Origin of the sequence: Brasilonema octagenarum UFV-OR1 (assembly GCF_963888615.1) — a bacterium.
Lineage (GTDB): Bacteria > Cyanobacteriota > Cyanobacteriia > Cyanobacteriales > Nostocaceae > Brasilonema > Brasilonema sennae.
The window spans coordinates 1-25,331 of the sequence record NZ_CAWPKW010000273.1 but is presented as its reverse complement, the minus strand read 5'-3'; the positions used below and the strand labels follow the sequence as shown (position 1 = coordinate 25,331).

Below are 25,331 nucleotides of genomic sequence, written 5' to 3'. Positions count from 1 at the left end.
AGTGCCAGAGGTGGAAGTGGAAAAAATTTATCTATTATTTATATCAAAACTCGGCAAACATTAAGATTGTTTGCCGAGCTTGTATTGTATAATGAATAGCAAGATTTTTTCGTTTTTCAGCACAAGCCGCTAACCAGCATCAGTATGATTAATGTCAGAACCTTGCAGTGCTACTTCAAAATTCATTCTTTGTTCAGCATTACGTAGAAAATAACCGCTGATCATGGCAGAAGCAAGAAGACGACCCAAACTTTCTCTGTTGGTGGTGATGCTGATACCAAAATGTTCAGAAGGTAGGTTACCCAGAAGCCCTACAATATTGCGCTCCATGACTTGAAAAACTTCGGGCGAAGCGGGTTTAGATAACTGGTTAACCGTTTCAGGACTTAATGATTTTACATACTGCCAGAGCAAATCACCAGTTTCTGACTCACTGTTAAAAAATTCTGATTCTGAAACTCGATTGGATGGGTTACTCACGTTATATCTCCTTGACTACTATAACTGCGGTCGATATGACTAGCCCTGTAAATATGTTTCGTCTGTAAGACAACACTTTAGCTTTTTTATATTGCTACTGACTAATCTAACAGTTTGGTTACAGTGTGGGAGTGGGTGTAACCGTACCAAAAGCAACGGATTGTTTCACCTGATTGTTATAGTAGGCAACGCTTAACAGTGAACAGTTAACAGTTAACAGTGAGTAAGCGTGCTTGATGAGGGTTTCCGCTCTCACGGCATCTGGCGTCCCTTGTCCCTTGTGCGTGTCGTCTCCGAACGCGAGTGCGGGCAAGGCAGGGCTATAGAGATACCCGAAGGGTGAACAGTGAACAGGGTTATGGGGAACAAATACTGGTAACTGGTAACTGCTTATTTGTCGTACATGACAGCAAGCAGAAGCTATCTTTTGTCATTTGTCATTGGTGAATGACAAATGACAAATCACTAACTAACTAGCTAGATATTCATTTATATCGGCTTTGATTTTACGCAGTTTAGTTAAGGCCTCCCGCTCAATTTGCCGCACTCGTTCACGGCTAATACTGAGGAGTTGACCGATACTCGCCAGAGTGTGTGCTTGCCCATCATTTAAACCAAAGCGCAGAGATATGACTTCCCTTTGTTGTGGAGTCAGTTCCCCCATGAGACGCTCTAAATCAAATGACAGGGAAGATTGGGCAACAAATTCCTCTGGAGAAACTCCTGGATCCTCCAACATTTCCCCTAGTTCTGTATCGTAGTTATCTCCCAACCGCAAATCCAAAGACAGCGGTACACGCGCCTTTTCCATATATTCTCGGACTTGTCTGGGAGTCAATTCTAATTCTTGAGCTAACTCAGAAGCTGTGGGTGCTCGTCCTAGGTTCTGGGAAAGTTGTCGTTGTGCTTTCTTGATTTTATTTAATTTTTCTGTTATGTGGATGGGCAAGCGGATAGTGCGACCTTTTTCGGCGATCGCCCGAGTAATAGCTTGACGAATCCACCAATAAGCATAGGTTGAAAACCTATATCCTTTGGTCGGGTCAAACTTTTCTACACCCCGCTGCATCCCTATGCTACCTTCTTGAATCAAGTCGAGTAAATCTACGTTACGCTTGATGTACTTTTTAGCAACAGACACAACCAGTCGCAAATTAGCTTCTACCATCTTGCGCTTGGCAATTTCACCCTCTGCAATTGCTTCATTCAACTCTTTTAGTTCTAACTCTGTCGCTTTTGCCCACTCTTCTAGAGTCGGTTGACGACTCAACTGAATGGCAAGAGACTCCCTTACTTCCTGCAGAATGCTTGCACGTTGCACCTGTTTGCCATAATGTATTTCCTCTTCATGGGATAAAAGTGGCACACGGCCAATCTCACGCAGGTAAGTCCGCACGAGGTCTGTGGCTGTCTGAGCGGTCTTCATGGCACTACTCTTCGGTATCGACGGGTTTGACAGAACGGTAAGCGGGCTGATAGATGCCTTTTTTGGATGTCCACCCAGTTAGACTGGGAACCCATGCTGTATTTCACGACTTTCGCGCTCCATAAACAAGGGCGGCTAATGGTCTGGAAATTTTATTCCTAATTGCTAGAACTTACAGGTTTTTTCCCCTTTTCTCAAGTATCTACGGTTAGATAGAAGGTAACCAGTGGAACATTATTCTTATTTATTTTTATTAAAAATTGTAACATTTATGAGGAATATTTGACTAGCTCTCAGGCACTCATTTTATAACGGCTGAATGTGATTTTAGCTGAATTTACTTTTGGACATTTTTAAGAAAGCTATTTCATAATTTTATATTAAAAAAGACATTTTTCTAAGAATTATTAACAAAAATCAACAATAACTATAATCATTTTGTGCTGTACAGCCTCGTTTATTTAACGTTGACGTTTTTGCAGTAACGACTATATGAGGCTCTTATGAAAATTTAAGTATTAAAAACAACATTTAAGTCCATCTTCCTTCTGGAGAATAATACGTCACAGATCTACTTGTTAAAGTCTGCAAGCCGTCGATAACATTGGGCGACGTTGAACCTGTTGTGAAGCACTTCAATCAAACCACTTATAAAGTTTAAAAAAATATTACTTTGTTTGATCCGAGGATTGCGAATCAACAGGTTCCTTCATTGTCTCCCACACCCAGGGGACTGGTGTTAGCCGTCAACGCCCTTCGGGCCTAATTGTTGACACTGCGTAGAATCTTGGCAAAAATGGCGTTGTCACTAAAAAACTTTTTCTGAATCACAGCCCAACCGCCATAATCATTAGTTGTTGCCAAAGTTTTGATCTGAGGGTATTTATCAACGAACTCTTTTGCTTGCGCTACACCCGGATCAATTGGTCGGTAACCAGTTTGGGCAAATATTTGTTGAGCTTCAGGGGTGTACAAATATTGAATAAACGCTTTTGCCACTTCACGGGTGCTGTGCTTGTCCACATTTTTATCGACAATCGCAATTGGGTTATCAATCGAGAAATTGACATCGGGAACAACGTATAAAGGTTTGTCGCCATTTAAGGCTTTTAGCTGAATTTCATTTTCGTAACTGATCAAAGCATCCCCTTTGCCCCCCTTGAAAAAAGCATCAGTTGCCTCACGAGCACTTTCAGGCAAGATCGGAACATTTTTATAGACATTAGTGACAAACTCTATTGCCTTAGACTCATCGCCAGAGGCTTTGGTTGCTGCATTCCATAATGCGAGGAAGTTCCAGCGTGCGCTACCAGAAGTTATCGGGTTCGGGGTAATCACACTGACTCCATTTTTTGCTAAGTCTGCCCATGTTTTGATCCCTTTGGGATTGCCTTTACGGGTCACAATTGCTGCTACAGACTTACTGACAATACTGTTGTTAGAAAATTCTTTCTCCCAACCTGGTTGAATCAATCCTGCTGTTTCAATCTTTTGAATATCTGGAGCAAGGGATAAATGTACCACATCAGCTTCTATCCCTCCTTGAATCACCGCAAGAGCTTGAGGGCTAGAAGCGCCATAACTTTGCTTAAAGGTGACATTTTGGTTATGCTCTTTTTTCCAGTTTTCTACAAATTTAGGAATAATCTTATCATGGGCAGCTTTCGTGACAGAAAAAGAAACGAGGTTAAGTTCAATATTTTTCTGTTGAGCAACCAGGCTGGGATGATTTCCAGAATGAGTCCCTCTTGAAGTATTGCTACTACTTGCGGCATAAGCAGTCATCGCCAAGCTCAAGCTGATCCCTACCAAAAAAAGGCACACAAAGCCTTGCAGAGAATGCCCGTTAGACCAACTTTTTATTGATCTACTGCTCCACTGTTTAATTCCTTGCCAGACTTGAACAACGTAAGTCTGAATTTTCTCAATCGAGTACGCCTCTGATTTTTTTGTATATTGCCACTTGCTCATTAAAATTCTCCAATTTAATTACGGCATCTTTTTAGATAAACCGTATTTTAGCGGAATTATAGGTGAATTAAGCAGTGGTTTGACCAGGCATTCATCTTTCTTTAAGTGAACTACTCCGCCCTATTTTCAAGCGAGGGGGGGGAGTTGATGAGATGGGGTCAAATAAACGTCTTTATAAAGGTTTGAACATTCAGTTGACACCAATGCTCTGGTCGAGCACTGCTTTTCGCCTCACTCCCCAAGGATGCTACGGTTTCGCCGTTGTGTATTCTTGGATGACTTTTACATCTAAAGTTGTATTTTGTAAAGAACGGATAGCAGCGACAATTGCTTTTGCTCCAGCAATTGTGGTAGTAATGGGAATTTTGTAAGCCAAGGCTGTGCGACGAATGAGTCTACCATCACTTTGGGCTTCTTCCCCAGAGGGCGTGTTGATAATCAATTGAACTCTATGGTTCTTAATTGCATCTAACACGTGAGGACGACCTTCATGCAGTTTTAGCACCAACTCTACATCTAAACCATGCTCCTGGAGAACACGACGTGTACCATCTGTGGCCATCACAGCAAAGCCCAAACTGATAAATTCTTTAACAAGTGGAACTGCAGCCGCTTTATCGCGATCGTTCATGGAGAAGAATACTGTACCACTTAAGGGAAAACGCTCTCCAGCGCCCAATGCTGCTTTGGCAAAGGCGCGTCCAAAATCGTTGTCAATACCCATCACCTCACCAGTAGAGCGCATCTCTGGTCCTAAAATGATATCAGTACCAGGAAATTTATTAAATGGTAAAACGGCTTCTTTAACGGCAATGTGGTCTGGAATAACTTCTTGGGTAAAGTTTAGCTCCTCTAATGTTTTACCCGACATAATTAAGGATGCGAGTTTTGCCAGTGGCACACCAGTTGCTTTAGACACAAATGGTACCGTGCGAGAAGCACGAGGGTTGGCTTCTAGAATATAAACCTGGGGTGAATAACCTTGCGTACCAACAACAGCAAACTGAATATTCATCAACCCGACAACATTGAGTGCCCTTGCCAACTGCACAGTCCAACTACGGATTTTTTCTAAAACGATCGCTGGTAAAGAAATCGAAGGTATCGTGCAGGCAGAATCCCCAGAATGAATTCCTGCTTGTTCGATGTGTTCCATTATACCACCAATCACGACGCGTCCGGTGTGATCGGCGATCGCATCCACATCCACTTCAATCGCATTTTCCAAAAACTTATCAATGAGAATTGGATGTTCTGGTTCCACCTGCACGGCATAAGTCATGTAACGTTCTAGTTCAGGATCGGAGTAGACAATTTCCATGGCTCTTCCCCCCAACACATAACTAGGACGCACCACCACTGGATAACCAATGCGTTGGGCAACAACCAAGGCATCTTCGTAGGTACGAGCAATACCATTCGGCGGTTGGGTAATATTCAATTCTTGAAGAATTTTCTCAAACCGCTCTCGGTCTTCTGCTGCGTCGATGGAGTCGGGAGGAGTCCCCCAAATTCGAGTATGAGTGCTGATCGCTTTTTGGAGAGGAACGGACAGTTTTAACGGAGTTTGCCCACCAAACTGGACAATGATTCCAACTGGGTTTTCGGCTTCGATGATATTGAGGACGTCTTCTTTTGTCAGCGGCTCAAAGTAGAGGCGATCGCTCGTATCATAATCAGTCGAAACTGTCTCCGGGTTGGAGTTAACCATAATTGTCTCATATCCCGCGTCTTTTAAAGCAAAAGCAGCGTGACAACAACAGTAATCGAACTCGATACCTTGCCCAATCCGGTTAGGGCCACCTCCCAAAATCATCACCTTGGGTTTATCCGTGGGCAGAATCTCCGTTTCTTCTTCGTAAGTCGAATAGTGATAAGGAGTAAATGCCTCAAATTCCGCAGCACAGGTATCTACCGTTTTGTAAACTGGAATCACACCCAGTTGTTTGCGATATTGCCGGACTTCATCTTCTGTGGTTTTGGTGGCGTAGGCAATTTGGCGATCGCTATATCCCTTCCGCTTGACTGCATACAGTTGGTCTTTGGTCAATTGCTGCAATGGTGTCCGCTTCAAAAACTTTTCCACCTCCAGCAGTTCCTGCATCTTATCCAAGAACCACGGGTCAATACCCGTTAACTCGTAGACTTCCTCAGTCGTCATTCCTGTAAGTAAGGCATGACGCACAGCAAATATACGCTCAGGGTTTGGTGTCCGCAGTTGGGCGCGAATTTGGTCACCGCTGGGTAATTTTTCTCTTTTGTCACAACCCCATCCAGCGCGTCCAGTTTCTAGGGAACGCAATGCCTTTTGGAAGGACTCGTTGAAAGTCCGCCCGATCGCCATCGCTTCTCCTACCGACTTCATTTGTGTTGTCAGCACTTCTTCCGCACCGGGGAACTTTTCAAAAGCGAAGCGGGGAATTTTTGTGACTACATAATCAATCGTCGGCTCAAAAGATGCTGGAGTTTTTTTGGTGATATCATTTTTAATTTCATCGAGCGTGTAACCAACCGCAAGCTTCGCCGCCATCTTGGCGATGGGGAAACCTGTGGCTTTGGAAGCTAAAGCCGAAGAACGAGAGACACGAGGGTTCATTTCAATGACAATCACATCTCCATCGACGGGATTAACGGCAAACTGGATGTTGGAACCTCCAGTTTCCACGCCAATCTCGCGGATAATTTTAATTGCCATATCCCGCAGTCGTTGGTACTCTTTATCGGTAAGGGTTTGAGCAGGGGCGACGGTGATAGAGTCTCCGGTGTGGATACCCATCGGGTCAAGGTTTTCGATGGAACAGATAATCACAACGTTATCTGCTAAGTCGCGCATTACCTCTAGTTCAAATTCTTTCCAGCCGAGGAGAGATTGGTCGATGAGAATTTGCGAAACGGGACTGGCGTCTATACCTGCTTGCGCCATTTCTGCAAATTCTTCTTCGTTGTAAGCAATACCGCCTCCGGTACCACCCATTGTGAAAGCCGGACGGATGATCAGGGGATAACTGCCAATTTGTTTGGCGATCGCCTTGGATTCTTCCAGAGATGAAGCTGTCCCACTAGGACACATCTTCACTCCGATCTTTGTCATTGCTTCGTTAAAAAGTTTCCTGTCTTCGGCTTTCTCGATTGCTGGTAGTTTAGCGCCAATTAACTCAACACTGTATTTCTCCAGGACTCCACTTTTGGCCAAACTTACGGCAATATTCAAGGCAGTTTGCCCGCCCATCGTTGGTAGTAAGGCGTCTGGACGTTCTTTTGCGATGACTTTTTCAACCAATTCCGGTGTCAGCGGTTCGATGTAGGTACGATTAGCTGTTTCCGGGTCAGTCATAATTGTGGCAGGATTCGAGTTGACCAGCACCACTTCATAACCTTCTTCTCGCAGGGCCTTACAAGCTTGGGTGCCAGAATAGTCAATCTCGCAGGCTTGTCCAATCACGATTGGACCAGATCCGAGTAGCAGAATCTTTCTGATATCGTCACGACGGGGCATAGTTCTTGGTTTGGAGTAAAAAAATATAAATCCTGATTATTTTAAGGGTCTTCACCCATGACTTACTTTGTTTATTATCAACTTTTGTTAGTTCTTTTATAGACCGGGAGGTAAAGGGCAGGTTATAGGTTACAGGTTTTTCTTTAGGTCCTATCCGTGTCTGGTGTTTTTTATTCCCCTTTCTTTAGAAGTTTTATTTTATTCATCATCAGGGATCTCAATATTGTTTGCAACTATTTTTCATTTAGGATAAATATATTTCTCAACAATCCAATAATCAATTTTGACCAACATTTGAACGAGAAATTTAGTTTTTTCTTCAGGCTTTAAAAAAAAAGAATGACTAACTATTTTTTCTAACAACCCTAAAGGTTAAAGATTATATTTTTTTGTTGACTTACATGAAAAATGGCAGAGAGATAAACAATCCTTCTCTCTGCCATTTCTTATAGTTGTTTAAGAACCAGTGCTTACAGCTTTTTTCTAGTCTAGTTAAACCACTCTCTATTTCTGAGAGTGTGAGTCGAGTCTGTTAGTTTGAAGCAGGTTGAACAAATCCCAAAGTTAAACTATCCTTGGCAAGGAAGTGACCCAAGTGATAAGCTCTTTCTTCTGTTTTCAACAGGATTTTTTCGTATAAATAACGGGTAGCACGGTCGCCCAAACTCTCTGCCTGTGCGGCTTGGCGGCGAATCACGCCAAGAATTGCTTGCTCTGCCTTCAGGTCATTTTCTACCATCTGACGGGAAGAATATACGCCATCAGGTTCTTGCTCAAAGCAACATAATTCTGCCAATTTGCGTAAGTTAGCAACAGGTACTCCACCTAGTCCATCCAAGCGTTCTCCAATGTCATGAACATGTTCTTGGACTTGATCATAACCTTCGTTAAAAAACTCATGCAGAGAGTAGAACTCTGCACCTTCAACGACAAAATGATGCTTTTGGTACTGTAAGTAAAGTGCCTGGAAACTAGCTAATACAACATTAAATCCTTCACAGACTGGCTCGGTTACACTTTTGTCCAAAAGGATAGGGTTGTCATATACTTGACCAAAATTTCGTAACAAAGTTTGCGTTTCAGACATTGTGCTTCTCCTAGCTTCTGGTAGATATAGTTGCTAACTTCTTAATCTCTACATCTTAGCATCGAAAAAATGATAAAAAGCTCGATCTATATCACGATTTTTTGACCTTTTTGTGAAAAAAAAGCGACAACTTTCATTCCTTTTGAGAGATTTTCACACAAATCTTGCAAAAAGTTATAAATAGTATTGACACTCTTTAGTAAATATGCATTTATAATTTTTGAACATAATATAGTTTAAAAATCTTTATTACTCTAATTTTTTTTCCAAAATTACTGAGAAAACTTTGCACTTAAGTTATTCTTATGTAAGAGGCTAAACACACGTCACCATAAAACGGGTTCGGAATGGGGTTAAAAGACAATTAATTTCCCTCTTTTGGCATACATTTGATTTCCGAACCCTAATTAATGATGAGTTGTGCTCAGTTCCGATTGAAAAAAATCATGGGAGTCAAGGGGCACACTTACTGCAAAGCTATTGCACTTTTAGGGGGATTGTTTTGAAACCGTCAATTGTAGAACCGCAAGTAAAATACACTGTTGAGTTAAACTGGGCAGATAGGTGGCAAATATATCGACGCTTGCAGGAACTAGACATTCCTTGTTGGTGTCAAACGAACCAGCCGTTAACAGTTGAAATTAGCAATCCTACAGCAGCCATACAACTTTGGAGTGTTGTGCAGCAATTTACAATTTGCCGCGAAGACTCAATTAGGAATCTCAAGAAATGTTGGCAATATCGCAGTTAATGCTTAGTGTTGCCACAACACAAGTTAATAATTGGTCAAAAAAATGAGTAAATCCTACAAAACCGACGTTTCAGAATTCTGCCTTGAGGGAAAGTTTCTCGATTTCGTCATCAAAGATGGTTATAAGCTCAAAGGCTTACGACTGGAAACTACTGAGGGGGAATGCTACATCAAACTGGCTAAACATTTACGCGCTGCTTTTGACTTACGGTTACCACCAGGTACACGGTTGCAAGTTACCGGCGAGAAAAAGTTTGACTCGAAAACCGGAGAAGTAAAATTAAAAGCACAGCAAGTGATCGCGGCTCGTACTCTTGATAAAGATGGGGAGATTGGGAGATTGGCAGATGCTGACAAAGGAGTCACCGCATCACCCAATCAGCCCATCACCCCAGCCATTAATAACGCCAAGCCCAAAAAAGCTACTATATTGATCTGTCAAAAGTCTGATTGCATCAAACGCGGTGGCAAAGAGGTTTGTCAAGCTTTGGAAGCGGCTTTGAGTGCTCGTGGTTTGGAATCAGAAGTCACAATAAAAGGAACTGGCTGCATGAAAGACTGCAAAGCAGGACCAAACTTAGTCATGCCAGATAAAACTCGCTACAGCCGGATAAAAGCTGCACAAGTCCCTGCACTTATGGATAAATATTTTGCTGCTAACAGCACCAATGGCAGGCGGGATAACGGAAGTGAAGTTACTACGTCTATAGAAGACTGAGGTGTAATAGCACTTGTGTCACTATTTTTTAATGGGAAGATCTACTAAGAATTTTATTACTGTTTTTGTTCAAATTTTGACTTGTTATTTTTTGCAGTCAACACTTATCAGTTATCAAACAACTGATGACTGATAAATAATCATTTCAGTTTTTTTGATCTCAAGTACTCCGGTTGAGAAAGCGATCCATGCAGCGTTCCGCTAAAGCAGCGATGGTGAACGAGGGGTTAGTGCAGGCTGTCGAGCCTGGGATGAGCGAGCCATCAACAACAAATAAGTTACGATACCCCTGAACCTGCCCATAAGTGTTGCATACAGCACCTATTGTTGCACCGCCAAGGGGGTGAGCTGTAGAACTAAAGTCAAGCGGTTGAGCCAGAGTCGTACTATTAGCTTGGTTCAGCAGTTGGTAGGTATACTCAAGAGCTTGAGCATTTTTCTGATTATTAGCTGAGTTGCTAGGCCAAAACAAATCAGCTGACTGGGTAGAAGTATTGTAAGTGAGATACCCCTCCGGTTTGGCAATTGCCAGACCAACAGAAGTAATGACACCTTCTGGGACAATGGGAAAGGTGAGTTGCTCAGTGACTACCGGGGCAATTGGATTGTCTAGGTGCTCAATAACTGTCGCTGCTGGACCTCCCTGTGTAGGATTAGTCGGACCATTCGTAATGACAGCGCCCACTCCATCGCCATTAGTCCCCCAGAACTTCCCTACCTGATTGTTCAAGCGACGCAATGTAGCATTTGCTTGAGCACGCAGCAGAAGTTCAGTGGTTCCAATCGAACCAGCTGCCAAAAACAAATAACGACAAACAAAAGACTTTTGGGCAATCACAGTCCCTTGTTCATTGATTTGATTGCAGACTATTCGGAAACGCTCTTTATCAGATTCCTCTATCGCAGTGACCACATGTAGGGGTCGAATTTCCACTTTTCCAGTCGCCTCAGCCATGCTCAAGTAGTTGCGGTCTAAGCTGTTTTTCGCACCACTGTTGATACCGTAGTACACTTGACCTGTGATGGCGGAAGGAACCTTTTGACCTGCGATTTCCTGGCGCACGATGTCCCAATCAACAGCCATGTCAAGCTTGCGAGCTTTTAGACCTGCTTTTGCTGCTTGCTCCAGAAAAATCCGGCTTGACAAATAGTAGTTAGTCTGTAGAACGTCGTCTGGTATTTGAGAAGGCTTGAGGATAGAACGTACTCGCGGATAATAAACCCGATCAAGTTCTTCGTAGTTGATGGTGCGTGGGAAGACTTGATAGAAAAGTTCTTGAGTCGGCTGATAAGTCACCCCATTGTAGACAAGCGAACCGCCTCCAACACCTGCTCCCCGATAGGCAATTATCCCATTACCTCTTTTGATATCAAGGACGCCAGTATACACATCAATGGGAACCTGGTCAAATATTACCGTAGTCGGACTCAGCCAAGTAGAACGACCATCTGGTTTCTGGTATGTGGAGAAAGTATCACCAGCGTCGGTGATTTGCCATCGTCGCCCCCGCTCCAGTACAATTGTTTCAATTCCTGCCTGACCAAGGCGCAGTGATGCGACAGCTCCACCAAAACCACTACCGATAACTATTGCTTCAATATAATCTTCTTTAGTACGAACAGCAGAAGCACGAACGGCAGACACACCCACACTCGCCGCAGCCGCAAGCGAACCCTGAAGGAATTGACGACGCTTCAGCACCCGAGACATACTTAATCTCCTACAATTTTCAAAAATAAATTTTTTTATGGCATGAAATTTAGATTACCTATTCAAATTAGGTATATTCAGTTTTTACACTCGTTACAATCAGTTGGTTGCCAAATTGCCAAGATTTTGACAAAAAAGGCGTAGGATGCTGAAAAGCCCGTATCACATCTCCTCAGGATGTCATACAGGCTATTTTCAACAAAAAGCAACAATCCAATTTGGCAGATAACTACATTGATTCCAAACGCTGACGTAATTTACTACTAAGGGCATCAATCACAGTCACGACTACCGACAGTATCAGAATCATAGTCGTTGCCTTAGTGTACTCAAAGCCATCTATATAACTTTTTAGTTCAAAACCAAAGCCACCAGCACCAACAGCACCAAGAACTGAGGCAGCACGGATATTGTACTCAAACATCCACAAGGTGTAGCCCAATACTAAGGGCAATACTTGAGGCAAGATACCATATTGAGCAATTTGTATGCGAGATGCACCTGCGACTTGCAAAGATTCAATTGAACGAGGGTCAACCGCTTCAATAGCTTGCTGATAGAATTTTCCTAGGTAGCCAATTGTGTAAATACTTAAAGCTAATGTACCTGCGAAAGGACCGAGTCCAGTTGCAGCGACAAATAATAATCCAAGAATAATCGAAGGGACAGAACGGACAGCATTTTGCAAAAAATTTGCTAACCATTGCAGCCAAACAGGGGCGACATTACGGGCGCTAGCGATCGCAATCGGTAGAGAAAGCATTGCCCCAAGAGTTGTTCCAATCACAGACATCTGCACAGTTTCTACAAGTGCTTTGACTGTTTTGTTGAAAATATCCCAACTGGTATTTGGGGGAAACAAGCGTGACACAAAATCAATGATGTTGAACAAACTCTGCTTTAGGAGTCCAAAATCAACTTTCAAACCTTGCAACGCCCAACCATAAACCAAAACAACAACGCACAGGATGAGTAGGCGACTCACCCAAGAAAAGCGTTTCCAAACATGAGAAAATTTTTTCATTACTAAAACAGAGTTCGCCTACTATGTGCGATCAACTCGACTATACCTGAGCAAATTGAGCTTGCAAGTTATCGCAACACCCATCGTAAGTAACACGTCCAGCATTCAAGACAATTGCTCGCTGGGCGTACTCAGTTGCGATACTCAAATCGTGTAAAACTGTGACAATTGTCATACCTTGCTGTGAGTGCAGCATTGACAAAGTATCCATTACCTGCTTAGATGCTTTGATATCCAATCCTGTAATGGGTTCATCTGCAAGCAGAATTTGGGGAGATTGGATTAAAGCGCGGGCGATCGCCACCCGTTGTTGCTGTCCACCGCTAAGTTGACCTGTTTTTTGATAAGCTTGCTCCCTTAAGCCCAACTGTTCCAACAGTTCCAATGCTTGACGACGGTCATTTTTAGGAAACCCAAACAGCGTTTGCCAAGTTGTCCTAGTACCCAGGCGTCCACAAAGCACATTTTCAATTGCTGATAACTGACGAATCAATCCGCCACCCTGAAATAACATAGCAACATCTCGTCGAAGACTAGGCAGCGTACGTGGAGTTAATGGTGTATCGTTGATGTGAATTGCTCCTCGCAAGATTGGTACTAACCCAACTAAAGAACGTAAAAGCGTAGACTTCCCCGCGCCATTGAGTCCCAGCAATACAACAAACTCACCACGATAAATCTGGCAATTAATCTGGTTAAGAATAGGACGATTCAAAGCTGCGGAATAAGCAGTTTCTACGTCCTCACACAAAATCACTGGTTGAGTCATAAGCTATTGGTTGGAGAGTGGGAAGTACACCTCACCCCGCCCTGACGGGCACCCCTCTCCTTATTAAGGAGAGGGGATGGGGGTAAAATTATTGAATAGCTTAGTATATCAAAGTACATATTACTCATCCCTCACGCCCTCTCTCGTTTATTACGGTTCCATTCCTGCATTCTTGAGGGCTTCACGAACTGGTCCTAAGTGTTTGTCATGGTCAACTTTCACCAATTCTGTGGAGTTATACAAGCCGCGCAGTATCTCGTTGTTTTGTGGCTCATTTAATTTCAGCAAGGCGTTGATAATTCGTTCGCGCATGGGAGCAGGAACGTCATCATCAATGGCTACACCGTGTGCTGGAACACCAGGAATTTTATACAGAACTCGTAACCGACTTTTTTCCGCGTCGGAAATATACGGGCTACCAAAAGCATATTCTGACACAGCAGCCGCATCTGCTTGACCTTGCACAACTGCTTTTAGGGCTTTACTGTAATCGCCACCGTAAACAACTTGACTGAAGAAGCCGTCTAGGCGATCGCGATTTTCCACAAGTTTCTGTTTAACCAACTCACCCACAGGGAAGATAAATCCAGAACCAGAAGTTGGCGAAGTAAATGCCATTTTTTTACTCCGCAACTGTTCCAAGGTCGCTTTAGATGTGCCTAGAGTTTTGAGCGAGCTATCTTTGGGGACAACTATGATTGAATTATAAGTGTATTTTCCAGAGTAATTCGGACGAACCTCAGCTAAGTACAAGCGTGCGTTTGCGAGTTCCTCAGCTTTCAAAGCTGGACGACTACTTAAGAAAGCGACGTCAGCGCTATTTGCTCTCAAGGCTTCTACTGCAGCTGTATCATCACCGACTTTTGCCTGAACTGGCATTTTTAGTTCTTTTGACAAGAACTCTGCAACTTTATCTGCTTTACTTTGCAAGTCTGGTGCATCTTTACGAGTAGGAAAGACAACTGTTAAAGTTTTTTGCTGTCCTTGAGCAACTAAAGTTGAATCTTTTTGATTTCGCGTTGAGTTAGCAACTGCTTGCATACCTCCAAAGCTACCAGCAACCAAACCTGTAAGCACGACAAATGCAGCACCAGCACTCAGTACACCTTGTTTTTTCACACTCATTTGCTACTCTCCCTTAAAAAACTTTCTTAATAATTTTGCAAAACTGTTTTAACAAGCTTGTTCTTAAAAAAGAATATTATTAAGATTCCAGCTTTTTGGAGAAAAAGTCAATCAGTGGTGAGTGCTTTGATTGTAAAAAAACTTGAAATCAGAACTTTAGCCCGAGTTCCAAAGATGATTCAATTAGGACTTACGCACAAGTTACGAAAAAACAAGAGTGTGAGATTGCTTCCTTACGTCGCAATGACACAACTACGTTATTTTCGCGTAAGTCCTGTCAACTAAATAAATTTATCTGTTGAAGCAGTGCGTGCTGCTTATCTGATGATAATTTGGTTGCCAAACTGCAAAAAATATGTATCATACTCCCAGAATGCACAAAAGCCAGTATCACATCCTCAGCAGATGTAATACTGGCTATTTACAACGAGAAGCAACTATTTTTCTAAACTTTCTGTATTCCTGGACGACCGTTTTCAACTACAAATGAAGCACGCTTACTGATTGTGCCAGATTGGGTTGTCACGTTTGATAAAACTAAAAAATCAGTTTGCCAGGTTTCTGGAGTTATCACACAGCGAACATATCCCCGTTGACCGTTATAAAATTTAATGTGGGGGTTATCTGGCAAATACGCTTCAACTGTAGGACTTGAGTCTGCCCCATCTCCACCAGAAGTAATTGAGGTACAAACAAATTCACTGCCAACCGTAGCGGATTCTGGTTTATTAAAGTCAGCTTTGAGATCCATTGCCCAGTTGGAATGTACATCGCCTGTCAAGACAACAGGATTGGAAGGTTTGCGCTGTTCTAGGAAACTCATTAGGCGATCGCGCGAAGCCAAATATCCATCCCACTTATCCATACTGAAGGTTGCGCCTTCCCCAGGCGTGAAGTCTCTTTGAGCAACGATAACCTGCTGTGCCAGAACATTCCAACGAGCCGTAGAGCGATCTAAACCTTTGTATAGCCATTCTTCTTGACGTTTACCAGTAATCGTTGCATTAGGATCGAAATTTTCTGGGCAACGTTCCTTGGTACCATCTCCACAGGGTTGGTCTGTGCGATATTGACGGGTATCTAGCACATGGAAAGTCGCCAAATTTCCGAAGGAAAGCCGACGGAAAATTTGCATATCTGGTCCTTCTGGTTTTGAGAAGGGTCGTAATGGCATATGCTCGTAGTAAGCTTGATAAGCAGCTGCCCGTCGTTGTAAGAAAACTTGGGGGTCTTGATCCGGTTCATTATCGACTTCTGAGGTAGCATTAGCGTAGTTGTTTTCCACCTCGTGGTCATCCCAAGTCACAATCCAGGGAAATGCTGCATGAGTTGCTTGCAAATTTGAATCAGTTTTGTAAAGGGCGTGACGGTTACGATAATCATCTAGAGTGAAAATTTCCGGACCATTGTGTTGTCTAGGACGATCTGGTGTGATTCCTCCCTCATAAATGTAGTCACCTGTATGCACTATCAGGCTTAGATCTTCCTGCGCCAAATCTTTGTATGCTGTGAAGTACCCTTGCTCATAGTGCTGACAGGAAACAAATGCAAAGGCAAATTTACTTAAGTCACTACCTGGTTGAGGTGCTGTACGAGTGCGACCAATTGGACTTTCTTCTGTACCTGAAGTGAAGCGATACCAGTACCACGTATTGGGTTTGAGCTTATTTACAATCACTCTGACTGAGTGAGCTAATTCTGGGATGGCAATCTCAGTGCCTTTTGCTACTATATTTCTCATGTTGGGATCAGTTGCGACTTCCCAACGAATTGGCACATTCACAGATGGCATTCCACCGCCTTGTAAAGGATTGGGAGCCAGACGAGTCCAAAGCACCACGCTATTAGGATAGGGTTCACCTGACGCTACACCAAGCGTGAAGGGATAACTGGGAAATGGAACTTGGGCGATGGCTCGTTGATTGAATTGGTTAGCGATCGCCAAACCAGACAATACCCCAGCCCCAATAATTAAGTTCCGTCGCTTGATTCGGCTATACAAAAACCGCTCAAAATTCTGGTCATCTAACATCTTTTTCCCCTGAGTAACTCACAAATCAAGGCAGAGGAACAGATGATCCAAAGCATCCAGGGTAAGAATTAACAAACCACTAAACCAGTATTTCAATCGTCGATGTCACACTCTTTTACAGCGAGCGCCTTTTTTGTGCCTAAATCAACCCGTCGAACTCACGTTAATTCAAAGAACACCAGACGATCAAATTTTCCTGCTGCTTCAAGGTATCAACTGTTGCAAAGCCCGAGTTTAATTTACCAGTCAGACGTTAATTCCTAGCAAAGGAACAGTTAAGGCTGTTTGATTGAGCAAAATTCAGGGTGTAGGGGTGTCGGGTTCAACTAAAGATTTCTATCTTCGTAGCACCTTGTCGTAAAACTTGCCAATTGTTTCCAGTCCATTTCACAACAGTCGAAGGAACACCATCTCCGTGTACCTCGTCTTTTAATTCTGTCGCCGCCAAAGTCAAAACATCAGGAAACTGTGCCGAAATTTCTGCCATTGTTTGTAAAGGAGGTTGACCTGATAAATTGGCGCTGGTGGTTACAAGAGGACCTGTTTGCGCCAAGATAGTCTGGGCAATTCTACAATTAGGCACTCGAATTCCAATTGTCCTGTCAGGAGTAAGCTTATCCTTGTGAGGATCGCAATCTCCATCAGAAATAGAAATTATTTCTTGTGGTACTCGCTTGGAGGCAGGTAACACCAAAGTCAGTGTTCCTGGCCAATATTTCTTGGCAACTCCGTGCCAAATTTCATACTCTTGGTCACTACCCGTGGTGAAAGACCAGATTTCTTCAGCAGTCGCTGCCATTAAGATTAAGGGTTTATCTCGACTGCGCTGCTTAGCTGCGTAAATTAACTCTCCTTGTTCGGGTATTGCTGCCAATGCCGGAACAGTATCTGTAGGAAAGCTCACCAATTTACCAGCACGTGCGCCTAAGATAAGGGTGTCTAAAGAAACTTGCATGAACAAAACTCAGAATTGCGAACCCAGAACTCAGAATTTAGTGAGCACTCACGACAGTGGACAGTGATCGATTCACTGTTTAGTGTTGTGAGTTCTGAGTTCTTTGTTTGTGATGTTAGCTCTTTCTATATGCCAGAGCAAAGCGCTCAATGCCAGCTAAATCTTTATGAATCTGAATGTTACAGTAACTCCCTTGATTGTGCAACATTTCTCCCACAGCATCTGCCTGTCCTTTCATCATCTCAATCAACCAAACCCCACCAGAGCGTAAATAGGTGGAAGAAATTTCTACCAAATGGCGGATGCAATCTAAACCATCTATGCCACCGTCTAAAGCTAGATGTGGTTCATGCTTAACAACTTCAAGCTGTAGGGTAGGTATGATGTTAGTGGGAATATAGGGCGGGTTAGATATCATTCCGCTGAATTGACCTTTAAGCGATGCTAAAGGTTGCCACCAAGAACCTTGGTAAAATTGAATACGCTCCCCAAAACCTAAATTTTGAGCGTTTGCCTTTGCAACCACTAGCGCCTCATGACTGTAGTCAACAGCGTGAATGATTGCTGTGGTAAAAACGTCTGCTAATCCAATGGCGATCGCCCCACTACCAGTTCCCAAATCAGCCCAGTGTCCTTGCTCTAAAGACGGTGTCACCTTACTGTTTCTAGCAGCAGCGACAGCTAAATCTATCAAGTACTCTGTTTCTGGTCTGGGAATCAAAACCGCTTTTGACACAGCGATTTTATACTTTCGCCAAGGAGTTGCTCCTGCAACATATTGTACTGGCAAGTGTTCATTTAAGCGCTGCTGCCAGAGTTTGTCTAAATCCTCTAAAGATAATTTCAAAGGAATCTCAGCCTGGTTTTTGTATGATTCCAAGCGTAATGCCAAGCGGTCTAATCCAGCGACTTCTTGTAGTAACCAATCGACTTCAGTAGGTAAAATAGCAGTGGCGTTGGCAGCTTGAATCGCCACGTTACGCCACTGCCAAAGTTGTAAACCAGTTACTGATAACTGCTTATCTGCCATGCCTTTATACTATCAGGCATAAGTTTATTTCTTTTTGGCAGGGGGGTTTTGACTTGCACCACCACCTCGCTTGCTAACGACATACTGCATGCTCTCGGTAGATGGTACTATGGCGACTTGGCTGAGCCAAGTGTCATTTTTCTCTTTCAAAGTTTTTATGACTCCCTCTATGTCCACAACCTGAATATCAGCCTTGGGAACTTGTTGCTTGACCTGGCTTAATAAATTTTGGGCGTCTTTTTGACTCAAGAACAAAGGAATAACTTCCTTATTGTCAGTCTTCCGTTTGACGGATACATATCCTTTATCTGGAGATCTAACAATAAAAACAGGCACACTTGGGAACTGCTTAACTTCTTTACCGCTTTGGCGCAGCAATGTTACTGCTCCTTCTAGATCTTGTTTTCCAGGATTAAAAGCAAACACTAGGTTGTTTGGTTTCTTGGCATTTTCTTGAAGTTTCTGATAAATCATCCCCAAAGGTACTGGCGTCACTTGCAGGCTTTTTAACATATCTGCCATTTTTGGATCTTTACCTTTGACATTCCGCAGTTCGTTAATAAAAGCCTGAGCTTCCTGCCCACTCATAAAAACGTCTGTCACCGTAGCTTGTTTATTTTGAGCGTTTTGCGCATTTGCGGCATTGTTAGGCACTGTACGAGTGAGAGGCACACCCTGGTTGTTAGTAATCAAAAAGACTGGTACTGGATCTAATTTTTCTTTAATTTGTTGTTCTGTCAATGCGATTACTGGAAGATTTCCGCTAAAAACAGTTGTTAGCAGAGTACTCCCAACTAAAGTCAATGTTGTGCCCCAGCGAACTAATAAATTCATAACTACTCCTCGCATCAATTTCTCTAAAATCAAGTCTGACAATATAGTTGGATTTGCACAGTATTAACCAGTTCTAGATATATTACCTTCTTTGCTCATTAACTGTGCTGTTTTCGGTATTTCAATTTCGCCCTACTAAACAATTGCGCTCGAACGGTAGATGATTGCTGTAATTAACAAAGGCGAAAAATGTGCTTTTTACTTCAAGGGTGTCTTCTGCCATTCTATTGGCTTTTTCAGCTATGGTTGACGACAAGAAATATAAGATCGTTCCTTCTAGATTTGCCGCAAAATGTCTCAAGCTTTACAGATTTCCTTTCTTGTGGGTTTATTCAATGCTTGGAATTTATTTTGGCTAATAGAAAATAAGAAATAGCAAAGCAACATGACTATTGCTTCCGGGAAAATATGCAATTTCAGTGTACATTGTCTGACAAATCAAACAAATAGTTGTAGCACAATCCAGTTTTGACTTTTTGATTTAATTTTTTGATGGTATATCCAAAAAATAATGTAAGTCATTTATGTATGCTTGAGTCATTTGCACGCTCAACCTAAGATAACAGAATTTGAACTGATATCGTGTTTGCTTGCGCTAATTGGTTGCACTATATAAATAAACCCTAGACCTGTATTCTGATCTAGGGTTTACTATTCATCTATAAGATCGGGATGACAGGATTTGAACCTGCGGCATCCTGCTCCCAAAGCAGGCGCGCTACCAAGCTGCGCTACATCCCGATTAATTTGTTATTCTAACTTAGTTGTTGCTTTTTGGCGACAATCAATAGCTTCTTTTAGATTTTACTTGATTATGTTGCCAAATGTTCACCCACATCATACCATGCTTTTTTGCTTTTTGTAAACTGTTGCGTTCCCTATACATAGACTTATAACAGTAATGTCTCTGTTAAAAATTAATGAGGGTACCAAAACATACCTTTGATGCCTTCTGGATCGGACATAAACCCCAAACCCCGATAAAAATCTAAGACATGGGGGTCAGCAAATAGAGTCACATTACTAATTTCTTCGCTCCTGAGTTTTTTGAGTACATATTTCATAAGTGCCTTTCCCAGTCCTTTTGCTTGAAAGTCTGGGTGAACTACCACATCCCAAATTGTGGCATTAAAGGCATGATCTGACGTCGCACGGGCAAAACCAATAAGTCGCCTTTTGTTTCCTCGCACTTGCCACATAGAAGCGACAAGAAAACTATGCTCTATAGCTTTTTTTACCTTTCGTAAAGGACGACGCGACCAACCGACGGAATCGCATAGTTCCTCTAGTTCATACAGGTCGAGATCTCGCTCCGTACTAAAAACTATGCGAGTTTCCTGCTGATGAACTTCGCCAACACCATTCAAGTCTGAGTTACCTACAGTTTCAACTGCATACTCTTCTGAGGGTGTTGTCCTAGTTGTTGAGTTAGCTTCTGATGTACTAAACCAAGTTTTCCAAAAACCCATGCCAACGTGGTTCAGGTAGTATATACGAGGTGGTTTTGACAGATAAGAGTGCTGATTCACTTGTGATTCAACTATCTACGTTGTATTCCGCAACACATACAGTTGTTTTGTCTGTTGGCGGAATTTTCCGATGACAGTAGTCATCAAGGGTGCATCTTACACTAGTCTTTTTCAACTTTAGCATTTTGTTGTGGAGCTAAGAAGAAATTAGCTAAAACGGAAACATTATTGTGTATGACACCAGAATTCATGTGCCTCCATTTTCCAATCTCCTTATCTTGCCAACTCCCGAACTGAACGGGGTACGATAGAAATATGGCAACCATCGAAATCTTGGGCGTTCCACACGCATACGAACTCACAGCTCCTACGAACTACCCCGACACTTTAGTTTTTATCCACGGATGGCTCAATAGCCGTGGATACTGGCAACCTGTAATTTCTCGGTTGTCAGATGATTTTCAGTGTCTGTCTTATGATTTAAGAGGTTTTGGGGAGTCGCAACAGAAATTAAAAACTGATTTTAGTCAAGAACAAAATTATTTCAGCCAAAGTACTAAATCTAGTCGTGCAGTTGTTGATTCCTTTGATTCTGTGTATACTCCAGCTGCCTACACTCAAGATTTAGCAGATATTCTCAAACAGCTAAATGTCAAGAGTGCTTGGTTGATTGGTCATTCTTTGGGAGGCACGATCGCCCTTTGGGGTGCTGCCCATATGCCGGAATGTGTCAAAGGAGTTATTTGTATTAACTCTGGTGGTGGGATTTACCTCAAGGAAGCTTTTGAGCAGTTTCGTTCAGCCGGTCAGCGGTTTTTACAAGTTCGCCCTAAATGGCTTGGGCAATTGCCCCTGATTGATTTACTGTTTACTAGAGCGAGTGTAGCACGTCCTTTGGAGCGTAATTGGGCACGGCAGCGAGTGATTGATTTTGTTGTTGCCGACCCAGAAGCTGCTTTGGGAGCGTTGCTAGATTCTACAACAGAGGAAGAAATTAACTGTTTGCCACAGTTGGTTGCTCAACTTAAGCAACCAATTTATTTTTTAGCTGGTGCGGAAGACAAGGTTATGGAACCTAAGTATGTCCGTCATTTAGCTAGCTTTCACCCTCTTTTTTCTTACTGTGGTGACAATGTGATCGAAATTCCTGACTGCGGACACTTAGCAATGTTGGAACAGCCGGATGCAGTTGCTACTCATATTCGCTCTGTTGTCAAGAATCAATCGTCAGTCGTCAATTGTTAATAGAGTCACTGAATTTTGGATTTTGGATTTGAAATTTTAGATTGACAAGGCAGCTTTCGGGTTGTTGCTTCTTACCCGTTCGCGTAGCGTCTTTGGAGGAGATAAGCTGCCGCTGACTTTGCGTCGGCTTGAAACCCTTTTTTAGAATCTAGATTTTAATCCAAAATCCGTCAATTAAAGAAAAGCCGATTTAAAGAATTGAAAACCAAGATCTGGAAGAATTTAAGCCTCTAGTCCCACGGCTCAACTCAATCTTCTAATCTAAAATTTAAAATCTAAAATCCAAAATTCGGGAATCCAAAATCTAAAATCTAAAATTGTCTCGGTCAAGTTAAAGATTATCTGTACCAATTTGATACAACTCCATAACTTGGCTCAGCGCTAACCTAGAGTGAACGCCTAAGGTCAGAGGCGAAGTATGACCTCTGTTGAGGTGGTCAGCAGCAGTACAACCAATCATAGCGGCATTATCAGTACAAAATTTTAGGGGAGGGAATAGCACGCGTAGGTTATGAGTTTGTGCTGCTTGTTGTAAATGTTGTCTTAACCCACTGTTGGCTGCTACGCCTCCACCAACAGCAATGGTGGAAAGACCATAATCTGTAGCACAAGTTATTGCCCTTTTGGTGAGGGAGCGTGCTACAGTTTCCTGAAAACTAGCCGCCACATCTTTTGTTGGTAAAGACTGTCCATCTTTCTCAAATTGCTGTACCAACCGCAACACTGCTGTTTTTAACCCACTAAAACTCGCATCATACCGATGATATCCACCTTCTGGTAGAGAAATTTTCCCCTCTGGTAATGTAAAAGCTTGCGGATTTCCCTGCTTTGCTAGCTTGTCAATTACGGGTCCGCCAGGATATCCCAAATGTAACAAACGTGCTACTTTATCAAACGCTTCACCCGCAGCATCATCACGAGTTTCTCCTAGGGTTTCATACACACCACAATCTTTGACGTGAATCAAGCTTGTATGACCACCAGAAACTAGTAAGCTAAGAAAAGGAGGCTCTAAGGTTGGCTCACTTAAATAAGTTGCATAAATGTGACCTTCGAGATGATGAACACCCAAAAATGGCTTGTTATGTACCATTGCTAAGGTTTTGGCGGCAGTTAACCCGACCAATAACGCCCCAACCAACCCAGGAGCACAAGTTGCGGCGATACCATCAATTTTGCCCCAATCTACTTCTGCTTGTTCCAGGGCAAGGGCTATCGCCCCATTTATCGTTTCTAGATGCTGCCGGGACGCGACTTCCGGTACAACTCCACCATACTGCTGATGAACTGGAATTTGCGAAGCAATAATACTACTACAAACTTGACGATTATTTACAATTGCCACGGCAGTTTCATCACAGCTCGTTTCTATTGCTAAAACAGTTGCCATTGCTACAATAAAATGGTAAGTACAAAGGAGCTATTCAGCTACAGGTGTTTCTCTTGCACAAAAGGCAGCAGGTTACTGAGTGCCCGGTTGTGAGTAAAATTATAGAAAAATTTTACTTATAACTGACTTGTGAACTCAGAACTTCATAAGAACTGGTTTGAGAAGCTTTAACTTTTATTTACTTCAACTTTACTCGGTTCACGCGCAAGAGTATCATGACATCCTAGTTCTACAAATCAAGATTGTACAAGCCGCTTCGTTTTGTACAAAAAACTTTTTGTTTCGTAATAAAAGGAAACAATTCCATGCGTCGCTTGTTTGCTTTAGTTCTAGCTATTTGTGTTTGGTTCAACTTTTCCCCACCAGCTTTAGCGCTTGGGGAGAATCTTGTACCATGTGCTGAATCTCCAAGCTTTCAGGAGAGAGCAGCATCTGCCCGGAATACAACAGCTGACCCCGAATCTGGGAAAAAGCGGTTTGAGCGCTATTCTCAAGCGCTGTGCGGACCAGAAGGTTTACCTCATCTCATAGTAGATGGTCGCTTAGATCGCGCTGGTGACTTTCTGATTCCTAGCATTCTTTTTCTTTACATCGCTGGTTGGATTGGCTGGGTAGGTCGTACCTACCTACAGGTCATTAAAAAACAAGGGGGCGATGTTGAACAAAAAGAAATTCAGATTGATGTTGCTCTAGCGCTTCCAATTATGGCATCAGGCTTTGCTTGGCCAGCAGCAGCAGTACAACAACTACTGTCTGGTCAACTCACAGCCAAAGATGAAGAAGTTCCTATTTCGCCGCGTTAATTCAACATCACTCATTCACACATTTTGGAGTATAGATTCATGAACCAAAATCATTTTGTGAAGTTTCTTTCCACAGCACCAGTGATCACTACCATATGGTTGTTCATCACTGCTGGCATTTTGATTGAATTTAATCGGTTTTTCCCTGATTTACTTTTCCATCCCATGCCGTAAATTACGGAGAAAACTGCCAATACTTTATTGAGAGGCACACAGAACATATGCAAGCAGTAGATGCGTCAAAAAATCTTGCCAGCGATCCTAGAAATCGCGAAGTTGTTTTCCCTGAATGGCGCGATCCACAACGGGGCAACTTGGAAACACCGGTTAATTCTTCTCCCTTAATCAAGTGGTTCATCAGTAATTTGCCCGCCTATCGTCCAGGGCTAACTCCTTTCAGGAGAGGACTAGAAGTTGGGATGGCTCATGGTTACTGGGTTTTTGGTCCATTCGCCAAACTCGGTCCCCTGCGCGATACGCCTAATGCCAACTTAGCGGGATTACTGTCAACCTTGGGCTTCGTAGTCCTTATGACTGGAGTCATATCTCTATATGCAGCTAGCAATCCCCCTGAACCAAGCGTGACTGTGACTGCACCCAATCCTCCAAATGCTTTTAAATCTGGTGAAGGTTGGAATGGCTTTGCCAGTGCTTTCTTAATCGGTGGTATTGGTGGTGCAGTAGTCGCTTACTTTTTAACTAGTAATCTCAGTCTGATTCAAGGTTTGTTTGGCTAATAAGTGTTCTGAGGCATGAGGTCATAATACCTCTATCAAAAAGCCGCCAGACAGATTACAAAAGATAAAGGACGCAAGGAAAAGGTTTACGTAACTTTTTCTTGCGTCCTTTAGTTGTGACTTTACCTCCAACAGCGTCAACCCCCTAAGCCCTTCGGGCACGCTACGCGAACGGGGGAATTCAAAATTCAAAATTCAAAGTTAAAAATTAAGAACTCTACGGACGCCAGGTGCTACCCTATGGCTGACGCCACGCCTTACGGCTATCGGGAAGCCGC

At 42.8% G+C, this 25,331-nt stretch carries 21 protein-coding genes and 1 tRNA gene; 6 read left to right on the top strand and 16 right to left on the bottom strand.

From position 1 onward, the window contains the following. Positions 1-129 precede the first annotated feature (129 nt). From AC5590_RS22985 to dpsA, 5 genes are all read right to left on the bottom strand, one after another. Positions 130-480 carry a DUF760 domain-containing protein gene (locus AC5590_RS22985; protein WP_169265719.1) on the bottom strand — a complete coding sequence of 117 codons (351 nt, stop codon included), beginning with the start codon at positions 478-480 and terminating at the stop codon, positions 130-132. Positions 481-949: 469 nt separating this feature from the next. Further along, positions 950-1,906 carry an RNA polymerase sigma factor, RpoD/SigA family gene (locus AC5590_RS22980; protein WP_169265718.1) on the bottom strand — a complete coding sequence of 319 codons (957 nt, stop codon included), beginning with the start codon at positions 1,904-1,906 and terminating at the stop codon, positions 950-952. A gap of 762 nt (positions 1,907-2,668) precedes the next feature. Beyond that, positions 2,669-3,877, bottom strand: a complete 1,209-nt coding sequence (locus AC5590_RS22975) for a sulfate ABC transporter substrate-binding protein (protein WP_169265717.1) — start codon at positions 3,875-3,877, stop codon at positions 2,669-2,671. 247 nt (positions 3,878-4,124) lie between these two features. Continuing rightward, positions 4,125-7,373: a carbamoyl-phosphate synthase large subunit gene (gene carB / locus AC5590_RS22970; RefSeq protein ID WP_169265716.1), complete on the bottom strand. Its 3,249-nt coding sequence runs from the start codon at positions 7,371-7,373 to the stop codon at positions 4,125-4,127. 532 nt (positions 7,374-7,905) lie between these two features. After that, positions 7,906-8,460, bottom strand: coding sequence for a DNA starvation/stress protection protein DpsA (gene dpsA, locus AC5590_RS22965; protein WP_169265715.1), 555 nt, complete (start codon positions 8,458-8,460; stop codon positions 7,906-7,908). A gap of 502 nt (positions 8,461-8,962) precedes the next feature. Here dpsA and AC5590_RS22960 point away from each other — a divergent pair. Both AC5590_RS22960 and AC5590_RS22955 read left to right on the top strand, forming a co-directional pair. Continuing rightward, on the top strand, positions 8,963-9,211 hold the full coding sequence (locus AC5590_RS22960) for an Asr1405/Asl0597 family protein (protein ID WP_169265714.1): 249 nt from the start codon (positions 8,963-8,965) through the stop codon (positions 9,209-9,211). 43 nt (positions 9,212-9,254) lie between these two features. Next, positions 9,255-9,929: a (2Fe-2S) ferredoxin domain-containing protein gene (locus AC5590_RS22955; protein ID WP_169265713.1), complete on the top strand. Its 675-nt coding sequence runs from the start codon at positions 9,255-9,257 to the stop codon at positions 9,927-9,929. A 160-nt stretch (positions 9,930-10,089) separates the two neighbouring features. Here the strand turns inward: AC5590_RS22955 and AC5590_RS22950 are convergent, their stop codons facing one another. From AC5590_RS22950 to AC5590_RS22905, 10 genes are all read right to left on the bottom strand, one after another. Next, a complete protein-coding gene (locus AC5590_RS22950) occupies positions 10,090-11,640 on the bottom strand; it encodes a GMC oxidoreductase (RefSeq protein WP_169265712.1) in 1,551 nt (516 codons plus the stop codon). Between the two features lie 229 nt (positions 11,641-11,869). Beyond that, entirely contained in the window at positions 11,870-12,664 is a 795-nt protein-coding gene (phnE, locus tag AC5590_RS22945; protein WP_169265711.1) for a phosphonate ABC transporter, permease protein PhnE, read from the bottom strand. A gap of 40 nt (positions 12,665-12,704) precedes the next feature. Continuing rightward, entirely contained in the window at positions 12,705-13,433 is a 729-nt protein-coding gene (locus tag AC5590_RS22940; protein WP_169265710.1) for a phosphonate ABC transporter ATP-binding protein, read from the bottom strand. A gap of 150 nt (positions 13,434-13,583) precedes the next feature. Continuing rightward, positions 13,584-14,558, bottom strand: coding sequence for a phosphate/phosphite/phosphonate ABC transporter substrate-binding protein (locus tag AC5590_RS22935; protein ID WP_169265709.1), 975 nt, complete (start codon positions 14,556-14,558; stop codon positions 13,584-13,586). Between the two features lie 445 nt (positions 14,559-15,003). Then, positions 15,004-16,590, bottom strand: coding sequence for an alkaline phosphatase D family protein (locus AC5590_RS22930; protein ID WP_169265708.1), 1,587 nt, complete (start codon positions 16,588-16,590; stop codon positions 15,004-15,006). Between the two features lie 322 nt (positions 16,591-16,912). Then, positions 16,913-17,545 (bottom strand): L-threonylcarbamoyladenylate synthase, encoded by a 633-nt coding sequence (locus AC5590_RS22925; protein WP_169265707.1) that lies wholly within the window; start codon positions 17,543-17,545, stop codon positions 16,913-16,915. A gap of 115 nt (positions 17,546-17,660) precedes the next feature. Then, positions 17,661-18,575, bottom strand: coding sequence for a peptide chain release factor N(5)-glutamine methyltransferase (gene prmC, locus AC5590_RS22920; RefSeq protein ID WP_169265706.1), 915 nt, complete (start codon positions 18,573-18,575; stop codon positions 17,661-17,663). 24 nt (positions 18,576-18,599) lie between these two features. Continuing rightward, entirely contained in the window at positions 18,600-19,409 is an 810-nt protein-coding gene (locus AC5590_RS22915) for a Tic22 family protein (protein ID WP_169265705.1), read from the bottom strand. A gap of 667 nt (positions 19,410-20,076) precedes the next feature. After that, positions 20,077-20,150, bottom strand: a tRNA-Pro gene (locus tag AC5590_RS22910). Between the two features lie 176 nt (positions 20,151-20,326). Then, complete coding sequence (locus tag AC5590_RS22905; protein ID WP_169265732.1) at positions 20,327-20,878, bottom strand: GNAT family N-acetyltransferase; 552 nt, start codon at positions 20,876-20,878, stop codon at positions 20,327-20,329. A gap of 315 nt (positions 20,879-21,193) precedes the next feature. Here AC5590_RS22905 and AC5590_RS22900 point away from each other — a divergent pair, with 315 nt between their 5' ends. Further along, on the top strand, positions 21,194-22,123 hold the full coding sequence (locus AC5590_RS22900) for an alpha/beta fold hydrolase (RefSeq protein WP_169265704.1): 930 nt from the start codon (positions 21,194-21,196) through the stop codon (positions 22,121-22,123). A 331-nt stretch (positions 22,124-22,454) separates the two neighbouring features. Here the strand turns inward: AC5590_RS22900 and tsaD are convergent, their stop codons facing one another. Then, positions 22,455-23,513: a tRNA (adenosine(37)-N6)-threonylcarbamoyltransferase complex transferase subunit TsaD gene (gene tsaD / locus AC5590_RS22895; protein WP_169265703.1), complete on the bottom strand. Its 1,059-nt coding sequence runs from the start codon at positions 23,511-23,513 to the stop codon at positions 22,455-22,457. A gap of 305 nt (positions 23,514-23,818) precedes the next feature. On the opposite strand from tsaD, the gene AC5590_RS22890 reads away from it, so the two are divergent. The 3 genes from AC5590_RS22890 to AC5590_RS22880 are packed head-to-tail and all read left to right on the top strand — an operon-like array spanning position 23,819 to position 25,053. Continuing rightward, positions 23,819-24,316: a Photosystem I reaction center subunit III gene (locus tag AC5590_RS22890; protein ID WP_169265702.1), complete on the top strand. Its 498-nt coding sequence runs from the start codon at positions 23,819-23,821 to the stop codon at positions 24,314-24,316. A 39-nt stretch (positions 24,317-24,355) separates the two neighbouring features. Further along, a complete protein-coding gene (gene psaJ / locus AC5590_RS22885) occupies positions 24,356-24,490 on the top strand; it encodes a photosystem I reaction center subunit IX (protein WP_169265701.1) in 135 nt (44 codons plus the stop codon). 47 nt (positions 24,491-24,537) lie between these two features. Beyond that, positions 24,538-25,053 carry a photosystem I reaction center subunit XI gene (locus AC5590_RS22880; protein ID WP_169265700.1) on the top strand — a complete coding sequence of 172 codons (516 nt, stop codon included), beginning with the start codon at positions 24,538-24,540 and terminating at the stop codon, positions 25,051-25,053. The last annotated feature ends 278 nt before the right edge of the window (positions 25,054-25,331 follow it).